This window comes from Pantoea sp. CTOTU49201 (assembly GCF_032054795.1).
Classification (GTDB): Bacteria; Pseudomonadota; Gammaproteobacteria; order Enterobacterales; family Enterobacteriaceae; genus Pantoea; species Pantoea symbiotica.
In genome coordinates this window covers 23,294-40,687 of sequence record NZ_DAMBSA010000001.1, presented here as the reverse complement: position 1 = coordinate 40,687, position 17,394 = coordinate 23,294, and the positions used below count along the sequence as shown (strand labels likewise).

Here is a 17,394-nt window from a genome sequence, read left to right as displayed (position 1 = left end):
TTGGCCTGCCAGAGAAGCTGGCGGGATTGCTGATGGGCACCGCCGCCGGGCTGGAAATTCCAATCATGCTATTGGCCGGGCATTACGCGCGTCGCACCGGCAAACGCAAACTGATGCTGCTGGCGCTGGTGGCGGCGATTGTCTTTTATCTCGGATTAGTGATGTTCCAGTCGCGCACTGCATTGATGGTGCTGCAGCTGTTTAACGCTGCCTTTATCGGCATCATCGCCGGAATTGGCATGTTGTGGTTCCAGGATTTAATGCCGGGGCGCGCGGGTGCGGCGACGACGCTGTTCACCACCTCGATTTCCACCGGCATGATTATCGCCGGCATCATTCAGGGCACCATGAGCGAGCGCTTTGGTCATGAGTCGGTTTACTGGCTGGCATTGGGGCTGGCGGTGCTGGCGTTGGGATTGGCGTCGCGCGTGCGGGATGTATAAGGAGAAGGGCGACATCACGTCGCCCTTTGTTGCCTTAGCGTAAGAACGCGGGCTGATTGGTTTCGTAGCTGGAAATTGACGCTTCGTGTTGCAGCGTCAGGCCAATGCTGTCGAGGCCGTTGATCATGCAGTGACGGCGGAAGCTGTCGATTTCAAAGCTATACGTTTTATCGCCTGCAGTGACAGTTTGCGCTTCCAGATCCACGGTGAAGCTAACGCCCGGCTGCGCGGCAACCAGTTTGAACATCTCATCCACTTCTTCATCGCTCAACTTCACTGGCAGCAGCTGGTTGTTGAAGCTGTTGCCATAGAAGATGTCGGCGAAGCTTGGCGCGATCACCACATGGAAACCGAAATCGGTCAGCGCCCACGGCGCGTGCTCACGCGATGAGCCGCAGCCAAAGTTCTCACGCGCCAGCAAAATGCTGGTGCCTTTGAACTCGGGTTTGTTCAGCACAAAGCTGGCAGTTGGCACGGTGCCCGCATCATCTTCAAAACGCCAGTCGTGGAACAGGTGCGCGCCAAAACCGGTGCGCGTCACTTTCTGCAGGAATTGCTTTGGAATGATGGCATCAGTATCGACGTTGGCCGCATCCAATGGCGCCACAATTCCGCTGTGTTGAGTAAATTTGTTCGCCATGGTTTACGCTCCCTGAGTCAATTCACGAATGTCGGCAAAACGACCGGTTACGGCAGCCGCAGCGGCCATCGCCGGGCTCACCAGATGCGTACGTCCACCGCGGCCCTGACGGCCTTCAAAGTTACGGTTGCTGGTTGATGCGCAACGTTCGCCCGGATTGAGGCGGTCATTGTTCATTGCCAGACACATCGAGCAACCCGGTAAGCGCCATTCAAACCCGGCTTCGAGGAAGATTTTGTCCAGACCTTCAGCTTCGGCTTGTGCTTTCACCGGACCGGAACCTGGTACCACCATCGCTACTACGCCCGGCGCTACTTTGCGACCTTTGGCAATTGCGGCAGCGGCACGCAGATCTTCAATACGTGAGTTGGTGCAGGAACCGATAAACACTTTATCGATCGCCACGTCAGTCAGTTTGATGCCTGGCTGCAGATCCATGTACGCCAGCGCTTTCTCTGCAGAAGCGCGCTCAACCGGATCGGCAAAGGATTGTGGATTCGGGATCGCTTGATCTACCGCCATTACCTGGCCTGGATTGGTGCCCCAGGTCACTTGCGGAGCGATATCTTCCGCGTGCAGCGTGACGATGCTGTCGAATTTGGCATCGCTGTCGGACTTCAGCGTGCGCCAGTAAGCGACCGCTTGTTCCCACTGCTCGCCCTTCGGCGCGAACTGCTTGTCTTTGAGGTAAGCGAAAGTGGTGTCATCCGGCGCAACCAACCCCGCTTTAGCACCCATTTCAATCGCCATGTTACACAGCGTCATGCGGCCTTCCATGCTCAGCGCTTCGATCGCTGGGCCACAGAATTCGACAACATGCCCGGTACCGCCAGCGCTGCCGGTTTTACCGATAATGGCCAACACGATGTCTTTGGCAGTGATGCCCGGCGCAGCTTCGCCCAGCACTTCAATCTTCATGGTTTTCGCGCGGCCCTGCTTAAGGGTTTGCGTGGCAAACACATGCTCAACTTCGGAAGTACCGATACCGAATGCCAGTGAACCGAACGCGCCGTGGGTGGCGGTGTGGGAATCGCCGCACACAATCGTCATGCCCGGCAACGTCATGCCTTGCTCTGGCCCAATCACGTGCACGATGCCCTGGAACGGGTGATTCAGGTCATACAGCTGAATGCCGAACTCAGCACAGTTCTTGATCAGCTCTTGCATCTGAATACGCGCCATCTCGCCAGACGCATTGATATCTTTGGTCTGCGTCGAAACGTTGTGATCCATGGTGGCGAAGGTTTTCGACGGCTGGCGCACTTTGCGGCCGTGGGCGCGCAGGCCATCAAAGGCCTGCGGTGACGTCACTTCATGGATCAGATGGCGATCAATATAGAGTAACGGGGTTTCGTTAGGCGTTTCGTGGACGACATGTGCATCAAATAACTTCTGGTATAAGCTTTTCATTTTATTATTTTTCCTCGGCGATGAAACCGGCAATGATGTTGCCCATCTCATCTGTGCTCACGGCCTTGCCGTCACCGGCCAAATCACGGGTACGATAACCCGCTTCCAACGCGCGGCTGACAGCGCGTTCAATGCTTGCGGCTGCTTCATCCGCATTCAGGCTGTAACGCAGCAGCAGTGACAGCGACAGAATCTGCGCAATCGGGTTGGCAATGTTCTGACCGGCGATATCCGGTGCGGAACCGCCCGCTGGCTCAAACAGGCCAAAACCTTCTTCGTTCAGGCTGGCAGATGGCAGCAAGCCCATCGAACCGGTAATCATCGCGCATTCGTCTGACAGGATGTCGCCAAACAGGTTAGAACACAGCAGCACGTCAAACTGTGATGGATCTTTAATCAGCTGCATGGTGGCGTTATCGATGTACATGTGGCTCAACTGCACATCCGGATAATCTTTTGCCACTTCGTTGACAATCTCGCGCCACATCACGGAAGTCTGCAACACGTTGGCTTTATCGATTGAGGTGACGATGTTGCGGCGCTTACGCGCTGATTCAAAGGCGATACGCGCGATGCGCTCGATTTCGAAACGGTGATAAACCTCAGTATCGAACGCGCGCTCATGTGGGCCGCTGCCTTCACGGCCTTTCGGCTGACCGAAGTAGATGCCGCCGGTCAGTTCACGCACGCACAGGATGTCGAAACCGCGCTCAGCGATATCGCTGCGCAGCGGGCAGAACGCTTCCAGACCTTTATACAGCGCAGCAGGGCGCAGATTGCTAAACAGCTTGAAATGCTTACGCAGCGGCAACAGCGCGCCACGTTCAGGTTGCTGCGCAGGCGGCAGATGTTCCCATTTCGGGCCACCTACCGAGCCAAATAGAATCGCATCTGCCTGCTCTGCGCCGGCAACGGTAGCCGGTGGCAGCGGTTCACCATGACGATCGATGGCGATACCGCCAACATCATATTCGCTAGTGGTAATACGCATGTCGAAACGCGTACGAATTGCATCAAGAACCTTCATGGCCTGCGCCATCACTTCCGGACCAATTCCGTCGCCTGGCAATACCGCGATATGAGAAGACTTAGACATAGTTACACCGTTTCCTTCTGATCTTTAAATTTACGCTGCAGTTCTTTTTCCACCTGCTTAGCACGCCAAATATTGTTCAACGCGTTCACCATCGCTTTCGCCGATGATTCGACGATATCGGTCGCCAGGCCAACGCCGTGGAATTTACGACCGTTGTAGTTGACCACGATATCGACCTGACCCAGCGCGTTCTCGCCGTGGCCTTTTGCCGTCAACTTGTAGTTAATCAGTTCGGCTTCAAAGCCGGTGATGCGGTTGATGGCCTGATAAACCGCATCAACCGGACCGTTACCGGTTGCGGCGTCCGCTTTGGTCTCTTCACCGCAGCCCAACTGCACGGAGGCCGTCGCGGTCACGCTGGAACCGGTCTGCACGTTGAATTCGTTCAACTGGAAATATTCTGGCTCTTCGTTCTGCTTATTGATGAAGGCTAATGCTTCCAGGTCGTAATCGAAGACCTGACCTTTCTTGTCGGCCAGCTTCAGGAAGGCGTCGTACAAGGTGTCGAGGTTGTAATCCGACTCTTTGTAGCCCATCTCTTCCATGCGATGTTTCACCGCAGCGCGGCCAGAACGGGAAGTCAGGTTCAGCTGGATTTTGTGCAGGCCGATAGATTCCGGCGTCAGGATTTCGTAGTTTTCGCGGTTCTTCAGCACGCCATCCTGGTGAATACCGGAAGAGTGGGCGAAGGCGTTGGAACCGACCACCGCTTTGTTGGCTGGAATCGGCATGTTGCAGATTTGGCTAACGGTTTGGCTGGTGCGGTAGATTTCCTGATGATTAATGTTGGTGTGGACGTTCATGATCTGCTGGCGGGTTTTGATCGCCATGATCACTTCTTCCAGCGCACAGTTACCGGCGCGCTCGCCTAAACCGTTCAACGTACCTTCAACCTGACGCGCACCGGCCAATACTGCGGCGATGGCGTTGCCGGTCGCCATACCCAAATCGTCATGGGTATGAACAGACAAGATGGCTTTATCGATGTTGGGAACGCGTGCTACCAACTGACCAATGATGTTGGCGTATTCGCCTGGCAAGGTGTAGCCGACGGTGTCCGGGATGTTGATGGTGGTTGCACCGGCATTAATCGCGGCTTCAACCATGCGGCACAAATCGTCGATTGGCGTACGACCGCCATCTTCACAGGAGAACTCAACGTCGTCGGTGTAGTTGCGGGCGCGTTTAATCATGTGCACCGCGCGTTCAATCACTTCCGGCAGCGTGCTGCGCAATTTGGTCGCGATGTGCATCGGCGAGGTAGCGATGAAGGTGTGAATACGGAACGCTTCAGCTACACGCAATGATTCGTATGCGGCGTCAATGTCCTTTTCAACGCAGCGTGCCAGTCCGCAGACGCGGCTGTTTTTAATGGTACGAGCGATGGTTTGTACGGATTCAAAATCGCCTGGAGAGGAAACGGGGAAGCCCACTTCCATCACATCCACGCCCATACGTTCCAACGCCAGAGCGATTTGCAGTTTTTCTTTAACACTCAGGCTAGCCTGTAAAGCCTGTTCGCCATCACGCAGAGTGGTATCGAAAATAATAACTTGCTGGCTCATCGTAATCTTCCTTATGCATTAACGTTGCCGGTGCTACGAGCATAAAAAAACCCGCGCATTGGCGCGGGTTTCTTAAACTTCAGCAGGTTCGAATCAGTTATTGATTCCGCCCACGAGTCTACCGCGCAAACTGGATGCGTTTAGTAGTAGACCGAGTAGGCGGAAAGAATGAAACATGATTCAAACCTCGTAAATTTTTTGTATGCACATATTGGTACTGGAATTGAGGTGTGAAGTCAACCTTAAGTGCAAGGGTATTTCTGTGACGTAAGAAGGGCGATGTGCTGTGATTTTTCAGCTGCGCAGAGCAATGGCATTAATTAGTAACAGGACAAGTGATTCCATCCACTTAAAAAATCGTTTAGAAAATAGAATTTATTTTAAATGATTGATAATTAATGTCTTATGCCAACAACGCGCATTTCTGGTAAAACAAGATTAGGCTTGTTGTTAAGAAGAATATGATGTGATCAGGCCGTTTTATAGATAATCACGCCAGAAAGTAATTATCACAAAAGATTGTGGACTGAGTGGTCAGGCAATATGAAAATCATATTTCTTAGAACACGCTGCAAATAATCTCTAAACCAGCATTTTCCTCTGTGGTTATGACGAAGCATTAGTTTAATCCTCGCAGGCAATAATCACGCTTCAGTGCCTTTATTGCCGGATTGGGCGCGACGTGGCGTCCTGGCGTTTGCAGGCCGGGTTGTCTGCGGTTATGGTAATCGACCTACTCTCAAATAATTAACTCAAGTAGATTCCCTGTACCTGGAAGGCGGAAAGAACGCCGCCTTCTGAGCATAAACATAAGGTTTTGATCTTAATTGGCGATCGGGGGCCGGATATCAGTGGCGTGCGGGAAACGCGAACGTCAGTGGATTCAGTCCCTCAAGCCTGGAGGCAGAAAATGGAGATGTTGTCAGGAGCCGAAATGGTCGTCCGTTCGTTAATCGATCAGGGCGTAAAGCAGGTATTCGGTTATCCGGGCGGAGCGGTGCTCGATATTTACGATGCGCTGCAAACGGTCGGTGGTATTGACCACGTATTGGTCCGTCATGAACAAGGCGCGGTGCATATGGCCGATGGCCTTGCGCGTGCGACCGGTGAAGTGGGCGTGGTGCTGGTGACTTCCGGTCCGGGTGCTACCAACGCGATTACCGGTATTGCAACCGCCTACATGGATTCAATCCCGATGGTGATTCTGTCGGGTCAGGTGCCTTCGTCACTGATTGGTTACGATGCGTTCCAGGAGTGCGACATGGTCGGCATCTCCCGCCCGGTGGTGAAACACAGCTTCCTGGTGAAAAACGCCGAAGAGATTCCTACCGTGCTTAAAAAGGCCTTCTGGCTGGCTGCCAGCGGTCGTCCGGGACCGGTGGTTATCGATCTGCCAAAAGATATCCTGAACCCAGCCAACAAGCTGCCGTACGTCTGGCCGGAAACCGTGAGCATGCGCTCATATAATCCGACCATTCAGGGCCATAAAGGACAGATCAAGCGCGCGCTGCAAACGTTACTGGCAGCACACAAGCCGGTGATTTACGCCGGCGGCGGGGCGATTATGTCGGGCTGCGAAGCCGAACTGCTGCAGCTGGCAGAGCAACTGAATATTCCGGTGACGACGTCGCTGATGGGCTTGGGCGTGTTCCCTGGCACCCATCGTCAGTGCATCGGAATGCTGGGTATGCACGGCACTTACGAAGCCAACATGACCATGCACAATGCCGATCTGATTTTCGGTATTGGCGTGCGCTTCGACGACCGCACCACCAACAATCTGGCGAAGTACTGCCCGAACGCCACCATTATGCATATCGATGTCGATCCGACGTCGATCTCCAAAACCGTCAGCGCGGACATTCCGATTGTTGGCGATGCGAAGCAGACGCTGGCGCAGATGTTAGAGCTGCTGGCGCAAAGCGATGCGAAGCAGGAACTCGATAGCTTGCGCGACTGGTGGCAAACCATTGAAGGCTGGCGTGGCCGTAAGTGTCTGGAATTCGATCGCACCAGCGACAAAATCAAGCCGCAGGCTGTCATCGAAACAATCTGTCGTTTGACCAAAGGCGAAGCTTACGTCACCTCTGACGTCGGTCAGCATCAGATGTTTGCCGCGCTTTACTACCAGTTCGATAAGCCGCGTCGCTGGATCAACTCTGGCGGTTTAGGCACCATGGGCTTCGGCTTGCCTGCGGCGCTGGGCGTGAAGATGGCGCTGCCGGATGAAACGGTTATCTGCGTGACCGGCGATGGCAGCATCCAGATGAACATTCAGGAGCTTTCGACCGCGCTGCAGTACGATTTACCGGTGCTGGTATTGAACCTCAACAACGGCTTCCTCGGCATGGTTAAGCAGTGGCAGGATATGATTTATTCCGGCCGCCACTCGCAGTCTTACATGCAATCGCTGCCTGACTTCGTGCGTCTTGCCGAAGCTTATGGTCATGTGGGTATCTCCATTGCGCATCCAGCAGAGCTGGAAGAGAAGTTGCAGCTGGCACTGGATACGCTGGCGAAAGGCCGTCTGGTGTTTGTGGATGTGAATATTGACGGCAGCGAGCACGTTTACCCGATGCAAATTCGTGGTGGTTCGATGGACGAGATGTGGTTGAGCAAAACGGAGAGGACTTAATTATGCGTCGTATTTTATCGGTTCTGCTGGAAAACGAATCCGGCGCATTGTCCCGCGTAGTGGGACTGTTCTCTCAACGTGGTTACAACATCGAAAGCCTTACTGTCGCGCCAACCGATGATCCGACCTTGTCACGGATGACGATTCAAACGGTCGGCGATGAGAAAGTGCTGGAGCAGATCGAGAAGCAGTTGCACAAGCTGGTGGACGTGTTACGTGTCAGCGAGCTGGGGCAGGGCGCTTACGTTGAGCGTGAGATCATGCTGGTGAAAATCCAGGCCAGCGGTTACGGCCGTGAAGAAGTGAAGCGCAGCGCGGAAATTTTCCGTGGTCAGATTATCGATGTCACGCCAACGCTTTACACGGTTCAGCTGGCAGGTACCAGTGATAAACTCGACGCGTTTCTTAACACCGTGCGTGACGTAGCAGAAATTGTTGAAGTGGCACGTTCAGGAATCGTGGGTGTGTCGCGTGGCGATCGCGTAATGCGTTAATCACCTTAAGTAACGATTTCATCTGATTCTAACCCGGCGAAATGCCGGGTTTTTTTATTTTATGCGCTTATCCAGGATGCGAGAGAAAAGCGGTTGCTCGGCGTAGTGTTCTGCGGTTAGATGTTACAAATGTTTTACCCATAGCTACTCTGCGGATATTTTCGCCAGCGCTGGCTTATCAGAATTAAGGTGTCACCGTGAAACTGGATGAAATTGCGCGCCTGGCAGGCGTGTCGCGCACCACGGCCAGCTATGTAATCAATGGCAAAGCGCGGCAGTATCGTGTCAGCGAAAAAACCGTCGAGAAAGTGATGGTGGTGGTGCGTGAACACAACTATCACCCGAATGCCGTCGCGGCTGGGCTGCGTGCTGGACGCACGCGTTCAATTGGTTTGGTGATTCCTGATTTGGAAAACACCAGTTACACACGCATTGCCAACTATCTGGAACGTCAGGCGCGTCAGCGCGGCTATCAGCTGCTGATTGCCTGCTCGGAAGATCAGCCGGACAACGAAATGCGCTGCATCGAGCATCTGTTACAGCGTCAGGTTGATGCCATCATCGTTTCAACTTCTCTGCCGCCAGAGCATCCGTTCTATCAGCGTTGGATCAACGATCCTTTACCGATTATCGCGCTGGACCGCGCGCTGGATCGTGAACACTTTACCAGCGTGGTGGGTGCCGATCAGGATGATGCGCAGGCGCTGGCGGCTGAATTGCGTCAGCTTCCGGTGAAAAACGTGCTGTTCCTTGGGGCGCTGCCGGAATTGTCGGTGAGTTTCCTGCGTGAACTCGGCTTCCGCGATGCGTGGAAAGACGACGATCGGCCCATTGATTACATCTATTGCAACAGCTTCGATCGTGCCGCCGCTGCCACGCTGTTTGAGAAGTACCTCGAAGATCATCCGATGCCAGAAGCGCTGTTCACCACGTCGTTTGGGCTGCTGCAGGGCGTAATGGACGTTACCTTGAAGCGTGATGGCCGCTTGCCAACCGATCTGGCGATTGCCACCTTTGGCGACCACGAATTGCTGGATTTCCTTGAGTGCCCGGTGCTGGCGGTGGGGCAGCGTCATCGCGACGTGGCTGAGCGCGTGCTGGAACTGGTTTTGGCCTCGCTGGATGAACCGCGTAAACCGAAACCGGGTTTAACCCGCATTCGTCGTAATTTATTCCGCCGCGGACAATTAAGCCGCCGCGCTAAATGAAATGCTGGGCAGTTCGCTGCCCAGCGTTAATTTAACCTGCAGATATTTCTTGCGAACTCTCCGGCGTAAATAAGCGTAAATAATCGCCACTCCAGCTAACAATTTAACCTTGCTGACTTTTCTTAATTGTTTACATCTCCTGCAGCGAGGCGTAGCAGAGCTGGCGCGATGATGCTGGGCTTCCTTTCAGAAATCCCCTAAAATGCCGCCGTCGTCGCAGATTGCAGGGCAAATATAATTCCGTGTAAAAGCGCTTTATTTTTCGCCAGTTTTCAATGTGCGAAAATTTTTATTCAATTATTCATCAGGTTAATATTTTATTTTGCGAATCCATGCCGATTAATTCCCTCTCTGATTAATTTCACCCGATGTAAATAGTGATATTCACTTGCCGTTGCGGCTTGACAAGGATTTCATCGGCTCCGTAAACTCGTTTCGTGGTAAAAAGTGGGATAAAGTGGTGAAAACGGGTGATTGAGGGGTAAGGCTGGCATGTTCCGTGGAGCAACGTTAGTCAATCTCGACAGCAAAGGACGATTAGCAGTACCAACGCGCTATCGTGAATTGCTTGTCGCAGAGTCTCAGGGGCAAATGGTATGCACCATTGACCTCCACCAGCCATGCCTGCTGCTTTATACCCTGCCCGAATGGGAAATCATTGAGAAAAAGCTGTCTCGCTTATCCAGCATGAATCCAGCCGAGCGTCGCGTGCAGCGACTGCTGTTAGGACATGCCAGTGAATGCCAGATGGATAATGCGGGTCGTTTGTTATTGGCGAACACGTTACGCCAACACGCCGGCCTGACCAAAGAAGTGATGCTGGTTGGACAGTTCAACAAGTTTGAGCTGTGGGATGAACAGACCTGGTATCAACAAGTTAAGGATGATATTGACACAGAACAGTCGGCTCAGGAGCCTTTATCTGAGCGGTTGCAGGACTTGTCGCTATAGCTATGCAGGAAAATTTCAAACACACCACAGTGCTGCTGGATGAGGCGGTAAACGGCCTCAATATCAGGGAAGACGGCATTTATATCGATGGCACTTTTGGTCGCGGCGGTCACTCGCGCTTAATTCTTTCTCAGCTTGGCGAGAAAGGGCAACTGATAGCGATTGATCGCGATCCGCAAGCGATAGCCGCAGCCGCTGAGATAAACGATCCGCGTTTTTCGATCGTCCACGGGCCGTTTTCGGCATTAGCGGAATACGTCGAAGAGCGCGGACTGACCGGCAAGATCGATGGCGTTTTGCTCGATCTGGGCGTCTCTTCACCGCAGCTGGATGATGCCGAACGCGGCTTCTCCTTTATGCGTGATGGGCCGCTGGATATGCGTATGGACCCAACGCGCGGGCAATCAGCCGCTGAATGGCTGATGAGCGCGGAAGAGGCAGATATCGCTTTCGTGATCAAAACCTACGGTGAAGAGCGTTTCGGTAAACGTATTGCACGCGCCATCGTTGAGCGCAACCGTGAACAGCCGATGACGCGCACCAAAGAGCTGGCAACGGTGATTGCCGCCGCGATGCCCGTCAAAGACAAATTTAAGCATCCGGCAACGCGTACTTTCCAGGCGATTCGTATCTGGATCAACAGCGAGCTGGAAGAGATTGATACTGCGCTGAAAGGTGCATTGTCGGTTCTCGCACCCGGCGGCAGGTTGTCGATCATCAGCTTCCACTCTCTGGAAGATCGCTTAGTGAAGCGTTTTATGCGCGATCAGAGCCGCGGTCCGCAGGTGCCAGCAGGCATTCCGATGACCGAGTCGCAGCTCAAAGCTTTAGGCGGACGTGAACTGAAAACACTGGGCAAGCTGATTCCTGGTGAAGCTGAAGTGAACGAAAACCCACGTGCGCGCAGTTCGGTGTTGCGTATCGCGGAGCGAACGGCGTCATGATTGGCAACGAGCGCCACAGCTTACCCGGTGTTATTGGTGGGGACTTGCTGCGATTTGGCAAGATCCCGCTGTTGCTGCTCATCGCAGTGCTGGTGTCCTCGGTGATCGTCGTGACCACTACGCACAAGACGCGCCTGTTAACGGCGCAGCGTGAACAGCTGGTGCTGGAGCGTGATGCGCTCGATATCGAATGGCGCAACCTGATTCTTGAAGAGAACGCACTTGGCGATCACAGCCGCGTAGAGCGTATAGCAACCGATAAACTGCAAATGCAGCATGTTGATCCTTCGCAGGAAAATATTGTGGTGCAGAAATAAGGAATCGCAGAACTCAATGAGTGGCGCAGGCAAAACGCTGAAGTTAAAAAAACAAGAAGATAAGGCCAGCTTTGTAAGCTGGCGCTTTGCGTTACTGTGCGGGTGCATTTTACTGGCGCTGGGCGGACTGCTGTCGCGCGTAGCATGGCTGCAGGTGATCAACCCTGACAAGCTGGTGAAAGAGGGCGATTTGCGTTCGCTGCGCGTGCAATCGGTGCCAACCGCGCGCGGCATGATCAGCGATCGTGCCGGTCGTCCATTGGCGGTGAGCGTGCCGGTGAATGCGATTTGGGCGGATCCGAAAGAGCTGACTGAACACGGCGGCGTCTCACTGGATAGCCGCTGGAAAGCGCTATCAGATGCGTTATCGATTCCGCTTGATCAACTCGCTGCACGCATCAACGCCAACCCGAAAGGGCGCTTTGTCTATCTGGCGCGCCAGGTGAATCCGGCGATTGGCGAGTATGTGAAAAAGCTTAAGCTGCCGGGCATCTATCTGCGTGAAGAGTCGCGCCGCTACTATCCGGCGGGCCAGGTTACCGCACACCTGATTGGTTTCACCAACATTGATGGTCAGGGCATCGAAGGCATCGAAAAGAGCTTCGACAAATGGCTGACTGGCGCACCGGGCGAACGTACCGTGCGTAAAGACCGCAACGGCCGCGTCATTGAAGATATCTCCTCGGTAGACAGCCGCGCCGCTCACAATCTCACGCTGAGCATTGATGAACGTCTGCAGGCGCTGGTGTACCGCGAACTGAATAACGCTGTGGCGTTCAACAAAGCCGAATCAGGCACCGCCGTGCTGGTGGATGTGAACACCGGCGAAGTGCTGGCGATGGCGAACAGCCCCGCTTACAACCCGAATAATCTCAGCAACACGCCGAAAGACGTGATGCGTAACCGCGCCATTACCGACATCTTCGAACCAGGTTCCACCGTGAAACCGATGGTGGTGATGACGGCTTTACAGCGCGGTGTGGTGAAAGAGAACAGCGTATTGAATACCGTGCCGTACCGCGTAAATGGTCATGAGATCAAAGACGTGGCGCGCTACAACGAATTGACCCTTACCGGGGTTTTACAGAAGTCGAGTAACGTCGGGGTTTCACGTTTGGCGTTAGCGATGCCCTCCTCAGCACTCGTAGACACTTACGCGCGCTTTGGGCTGGGTAAACCGACCAATTTGGGGCTGGTCGGGGAAAGTAGTGGCTTATACCCTCAAAAACAACGGTGGTCTGACATAGAGAGGGCCACCTTCTCTTTCGGCTACGGGCTAATGGTAACGCCGTTACAGTTAGCGCGAGTCTACGCAACCATTGGCAGCTACGGCATCAATCGCCCGCTGTCGATCACCAAAGTTGACCCGCCGGTAGCGGGTGAACGCGTTTTCCAGGAAGACCTGGTGAAAACGGTGATGCACATGATGGAAAGCGTTGCGTTGCCTGGCGGCGGTGGGGTTAAAGCCGCCATCAAGGGCTATCGCATTGCCATCAAAACCGGTACTGCCAAGAAGGTTGGACCGGATGGACGTTACGTTAACAAATACATTGCTTATACCGCAGGCGTTGCGCCTGCCAGCCGTCCTCGTTTTGCGCTGGTGGTGGTGATCAACGATCCCCAGGCCGGTAAATATTATGGTGGTGCGGTTTCAGCACCGGTGTTTGGCGCCATCATGGGCGGCGTGTTGCGTACCATGAATATCGAACCTGATGCGCTGCCGACAGTTGATAAGAACGAGTTGGTGAAGAATAGAAGTGAGGAATCAAGTGACAGATCGTAACCTGCGCGACTTACTGGCCCCGTGGGTGCCGGGTGCGCCGGCGCGTCCACTCCGTGACATGACACTAGATAGCCGCGCTGCGGCTTCTGGCGATCTGTTTATCGCCGTGGCGGGCCATCATGCTGATGGACGTCGTTTTATTCCGCAGGCTATTGCACAAGGCGTAGCGGCAGTGATTGCCGAAGCTGAAGGCGAAGCCAGCGATGGAGATATCCGCGAGATGCATGGCGTCCCGGTTATCTACCTGGCGCAGTTGCAGCAGCGTCTCTCTGCACTGGCCGGACGCTTTTATCAGCAGCCCGCAAGCAAACTGAAATTGATTGGTGTCACCGGCACCAACGGTAAAACCACCACCACGCAACTGATGGCGCAGTGGGCCAACTTGCTGGGTGAAACCGGCGCCGTGATGGGCACGGTCGGCAATGGCCTTTACGGTCAACTGGTGGCCACCGAAAACACCACCGGATCTGCGGTGGACGTGCAGCATGTGCTGAATGATTTAGTCGGGCAGGGCGCAACCCTGACGGCGATGGAAGTCTCCTCACACGGCTTGGTGCAGCATCGCGTTGCAGCCCTGCCGTTTGCGGCTGCGGTATTTACTAACCTGAGCCGCGATCACCTTGATTATCATGGTGATATGCAGAGCTATGAATCGGCTAAATGGTTACTGTTCTCTGAGCATCAGGTCGCTGAAGCCATCATCAACGCTGATGATGATGTGGGCCGTCGCTGGCTGGCGAAATTGCCAGATGCGGTAGCGGTCACCATGGAAGACAATCTGCAATCGGGCTGTCATGGCCGCTGGCTCAAAGCCACCGCGGTGGATTATCACGATGGCGGTGCGCATATCCAGTTCAGCTCCAGCTGGGGCAACGGCGAGTTTGATAGCCGCCTGATGGGCGCTTTTAACGTGAGCAACTTGTTGCTGGCGTTGGCTACGCTGCTGGCGCTGGAGTATCCGCTTGATGCGCTGGTCGCCACGGCGCCGCAGCTGCAGCCGGTGTGTGGTCGCATGGAAGTGTTTACTGCGCCAGAAAAACCTACTGTGGTTGTCGATTACGCTCACACGCCAGATGCGCTGGAAAAAGCGCTGGAAGCGGCGCGTCTGCACTGTGAAGGCCAGCTGTGGTGCGTGTTTGGCTGCGGTGGCGATCGTGACAAAGGCAAACGTCCGCTGATGGGCGCGATTGCTGAGCAATTCTCCGACATCGTGGTGATCACCGACGATAATCCGCGTAGCGAAGAGCCGATGGCGATTGTGAATGACATTCTCACCGGCTTACTCGATCCGGGCCGTGCGCGCGTGGTTTCCGGTCGTGCGCAGGCGGTCACCAACGCCGTGATGCAAGCCGGCGCCGATGACATCGTATTGGTGGCTGGAAAAGGCCACGAAGATTATCAAATCATTGGCAACCGCCGTCTGGATTACTCCGATCGCGACACCGTCGCCCGTTTGTTGGGGGTGATGGCATGATTCCCGTTTCGCTCAACACACTGGCCGAAATCAGCGGCGGTCAACTGCGCGGCGCGGACTTAACCATTGCCGATGTCACCACCGATACACGTAAAGTCACCGCCGGTAGCCTGTTTGTGGCGCTGGTGGGGGAACGTTTTGATGCGCACGATTTCGCTAACGATGCGATTGCTAACGGCGCGCAGGCGCTGCTGGTAAGTAAGCTGCTGAAGGTTTCTGTACCGCAGGTGGTTGTTGCTGATACGCGGATTGCTTTCGGGCAACTCGCTGCGTGGGTACGCCAACATGCGAAAGCGCGCGTGGTTGCCTTGACCGGTTCATCCGGCAAAACCTCGGTCAAAGAGATGACCGCCGCGATTCTGCGTCAGTGCGGCGAAACGCTTTACACCGCAGGCAACCTGAACAACGACTTCGGCGTGCCGATGACGCTGCTGCGTCTCACCAAAGAACATGCTTACGCAGTGATTGAGTTAGGCGCTAATCATCAAGGCGAAATTGCTTACACCAGCGATCTGGTGCGTCCGGAAACCGCGTTGGTAAATAACCTTGCCGCCGCTCATCTGGAAGGCTTTGGTTCACTGGCCGGTGTGGCGAAAGCTAAAGGCGAAATTTTTGGCGGCTTGCCGGTACACGGCACCGCGATCGTCAACGCTGACAGCAACGATCTGGCCAACTGGCAATCACAGTTTGTGGATAAAACCCTGTGGCGTTTCTCGCCGCAGCCGATGGCGGATGCAGAGTTCCGCGCCAGTGAAATCGTGCTGCGTGCCGATGCCACGCTGTTCACGCTGCATACGCCACGCGGTGATATCGCCGTGGAGTTGCCGCTGCCAGGCCGTCATAACATCGCAAATGCGTTAGCTGCTGCAGCGCTGGCATTGTCAGTAGATGCGCCGCTGACGGCGATTCAGGCTGGCCTTAAAACCTTGCAGCCTGTTCCTGGTCGACTATTTCCCATTCGTCTGGCGGCCAATCAACTGCTGCTGGATGACAGCTACAACGCCAACGTCGGTTCTATGACGGCTGCCGCGCAGGTGCTGGGCGATATGCCGGGTTACCGCGTGATGGTGGTGGGCGATATGGCTGAGCTGGGCGATGAAGCCGAACTGTGTCATCGCCAGGTGGGCGATGCGGCCAAAGCAGCAGGCATTGATTGCGTGCTGAGCACCGGAACTCTGAGCCAGTTGATTGGCGAAAGCAGCGGCAAAGGCGAGCATTTCGCCACTAAAACCGCGCTGACTGAACGTTTACGCACATTGCTGTCCGAACATCAGGACATCACTATTTTGGTTAAAGGTTCACGTAGTGCCGCCATGGAGCAGGTAGTACAGAGCTTACAGGAGAAAGGAACATGCTAGTCTGGCTGGCCGAACATCTGGTCGCATTTTATTCCGGCTTTAACGTCTTCTCGTATCTGACGTTTCGCGCCATTGTCAGCCTGCTGACCGCCTTGTTCATTTCTCTGTGGATGGGCCCGCGCCTGATTGCCTGGCTGCAGAAACTGCAGATCGGCCAGGTGGTGCGTAACGACGGTCCGGAATCACACTTCAGCAAGCGCGGCACGCCAACCATGGGCGGCGTGATGATCCTCACCTCTATCACCATTTCGGTGCTGATGTGGGCTTATCCGTCTAATCCATATGTCTGGTGCGTACTGGTGGTGTTGGTTGGTTTTGGCATCATCGGCTTTGTGGATGACTATCGCAAAGTGGTGCGCAAAGATACCAAAGGCCTGATCGCGCGCTGGAAATACTTCTGGATGTCAGTGATTTCGCTGGCCGTTGCATTCGCACTGTTTATCGCCGGTAAAGATACGCCTGCGACGCAGCTGGTGGTGCCGTTCTTTAAAGACATCATGCCGCAGCTTGGGCTGTTCTACGTGGTGCTGGCCTACTTCGTGATTGTCGGTACCGGCAACGCGGTTAACTTAACGGATGGACTTGATGGCTTAGCCATCATGCCAACGGTGTTCGTGGCAGCAGGCTTTGCGCTGGTGGCGTGGGCGACCGGTAACGTCAAGTTTGCCGAATATCTGCACATTCCTTATTTACGGCACGCGGGTGAATTGGTGATTGTCTGCACCGCGATTGTCGGAGCCGGACTCGGATTTTTGTGGTTCAACACCTATCCAGCGCAAGTGTTCATGGGCGATGTCGGCTCACTGGCGCTGGGTGGCGCGCTCGGCACTATCGCCGTGCTGCTGCGTCAGGAATTCTTGTTGTTAATCATGGGCGGCGTGTTTGTGGTGGAAACGCTGTCGGTGATTCTGCAGGTGGGATCGTTCAAGCTGCGCGGTCAACGCATTTTCCGCATGGCGCCGATTCACCATCACTATGAATTGAAAGGCTGGCCGGAGCCGCGCGTCATCGTGCGCTTCTGGATTATTTCGCTGATGCTGGTGCTGATTGGCCTGGCAACGCTGAAGGTACGTTAA

Annotated in this window: 16 protein-coding genes; 11 read left to right on the top strand and 5 right to left on the bottom strand. The window is 54.6% G+C overall.

Annotated elements, in window-relative coordinates:
• Window positions 1-443, top strand: a 443-nt coding sequence (locus RTY00_RS00190) for an MFS transporter (protein ID WP_312663049.1), incomplete at its 5' end; no start/stop codon positions are given.
• Window positions 444-477: 34 nt separating this feature from the next.
• Here RTY00_RS00190 and leuD read toward each other — a convergent pair.
• From leuD to leuL, 5 genes are all read right to left on the bottom strand, one after another.
• Window positions 478-1,083, bottom strand: coding sequence for a 3-isopropylmalate dehydratase small subunit (leuD, locus tag RTY00_RS00185; RefSeq protein ID WP_008108627.1), 606 nt, complete (start codon window positions 1,081-1,083; stop codon window positions 478-480).
• Between the two features lie 3 nt (window positions 1,084-1,086).
• A complete protein-coding gene (gene leuC / locus RTY00_RS00180; RefSeq protein WP_008108626.1) occupies window positions 1,087-2,493 on the bottom strand; it encodes a 3-isopropylmalate dehydratase large subunit in 1,407 nt (468 codons plus the stop codon).
• Window positions 2,494-2,497: 4 nt separating this feature from the next.
• Window positions 2,498-3,589 (bottom strand): 3-isopropylmalate dehydrogenase, encoded by a 1,092-nt coding sequence (leuB, locus tag RTY00_RS00175; protein ID WP_312663048.1) that lies wholly within the window; start codon window positions 3,587-3,589, stop codon window positions 2,498-2,500.
• Window positions 3,590-3,591: 2 nt separating this feature from the next.
• The gene (leuA, locus tag RTY00_RS00170; protein WP_008108623.1) at window positions 3,592-5,154 is read right to left on the bottom strand and encodes a 2-isopropylmalate synthase; all 1,563 of its coding nucleotides are present in this window, start codon (window positions 5,152-5,154) and stop codon (window positions 3,592-3,594) included.
• Between the two features lie 93 nt (window positions 5,155-5,247).
• Window positions 5,248-5,331, bottom strand: a complete 84-nt coding sequence (leuL, locus tag RTY00_RS24675; RefSeq protein WP_099686952.1) for a leu operon leader peptide — start codon at window positions 5,329-5,331, stop codon at window positions 5,248-5,250.
• Window positions 5,332-6,064: 733 nt separating this feature from the next.
• Here leuL and ilvI point away from each other — a divergent pair.
• The 10 genes from ilvI (at window position 6,065) to mraY (ending at window position 17,394) form a co-directional block, all read left to right on the top strand.
• The gene (gene ilvI / locus RTY00_RS00165; RefSeq protein ID WP_008108621.1) at window positions 6,065-7,789 is read left to right on the top strand and encodes an acetolactate synthase 3 large subunit; all 1,725 of its coding nucleotides are present in this window, start codon (window positions 6,065-6,067) and stop codon (window positions 7,787-7,789) included.
• A gap of 2 nt (window positions 7,790-7,791) precedes the next feature.
• The gene (ilvN, locus tag RTY00_RS00160) at window positions 7,792-8,283 is read left to right on the top strand and encodes an acetolactate synthase small subunit (protein WP_008108620.1); all 492 of its coding nucleotides are present in this window, start codon (window positions 7,792-7,794) and stop codon (window positions 8,281-8,283) included.
• Window positions 8,284-8,480: 197 nt separating this feature from the next.
• Window positions 8,481-9,491, top strand: a complete 1,011-nt coding sequence (gene cra / locus RTY00_RS00155) for a catabolite repressor/activator (protein ID WP_312663047.1) — start codon at window positions 8,481-8,483, stop codon at window positions 9,489-9,491.
• Between the two features lie 492 nt (window positions 9,492-9,983).
• Window positions 9,984-10,442 (top strand): division/cell wall cluster transcriptional repressor MraZ, encoded by a 459-nt coding sequence (gene mraZ / locus RTY00_RS00150; RefSeq protein WP_007885013.1) that lies wholly within the window; start codon window positions 9,984-9,986, stop codon window positions 10,440-10,442.
• Window positions 10,443-10,444: 2 nt separating this feature from the next.
• Entirely contained in the window at window positions 10,445-11,386 is a 942-nt protein-coding gene (rsmH, locus tag RTY00_RS00145; RefSeq protein ID WP_008108618.1) for a 16S rRNA (cytosine(1402)-N(4))-methyltransferase RsmH, read from the top strand.
• Window positions 11,383-11,703 carry a cell division protein FtsL gene (ftsL, locus tag RTY00_RS00140; RefSeq protein ID WP_008108617.1) on the top strand — a complete coding sequence of 107 codons (321 nt, stop codon included), beginning with the start codon at window positions 11,383-11,385 and terminating at the stop codon, window positions 11,701-11,703. Before rsmH ends, ftsL begins: the two co-directional genes overlap by 4 nt.
• 16 nt (window positions 11,704-11,719) lie before the next feature.
• Window positions 11,720-13,486 (top strand): peptidoglycan glycosyltransferase FtsI, encoded by a 1,767-nt coding sequence (locus RTY00_RS00135; protein WP_008108616.1) that lies wholly within the window; start codon window positions 11,720-11,722, stop codon window positions 13,484-13,486.
• On the top strand, window positions 13,473-14,960 hold the full coding sequence (gene murE / locus RTY00_RS00130) for a UDP-N-acetylmuramoyl-L-alanyl-D-glutamate--2,6-diaminopimelate ligase (protein ID WP_312663045.1): 1,488 nt from the start codon (window positions 13,473-13,475) through the stop codon (window positions 14,958-14,960). Before RTY00_RS00135 ends, murE begins: the two co-directional genes overlap by 14 nt.
• The gene (gene murF / locus RTY00_RS00125) at window positions 14,957-16,318 is read left to right on the top strand and encodes a UDP-N-acetylmuramoyl-tripeptide--D-alanyl-D-alanine ligase (protein WP_312663044.1); all 1,362 of its coding nucleotides are present in this window, start codon (window positions 14,957-14,959) and stop codon (window positions 16,316-16,318) included. The genes murE and murF overlap by 4 nt, the downstream gene beginning before the upstream one ends.
• Window positions 16,312-17,394, top strand: coding sequence for a phospho-N-acetylmuramoyl-pentapeptide-transferase (gene mraY, locus RTY00_RS00120; protein WP_008108613.1), 1,083 nt, complete (start codon window positions 16,312-16,314; stop codon window positions 17,392-17,394). Before murF ends, mraY begins: the two co-directional genes overlap by 7 nt.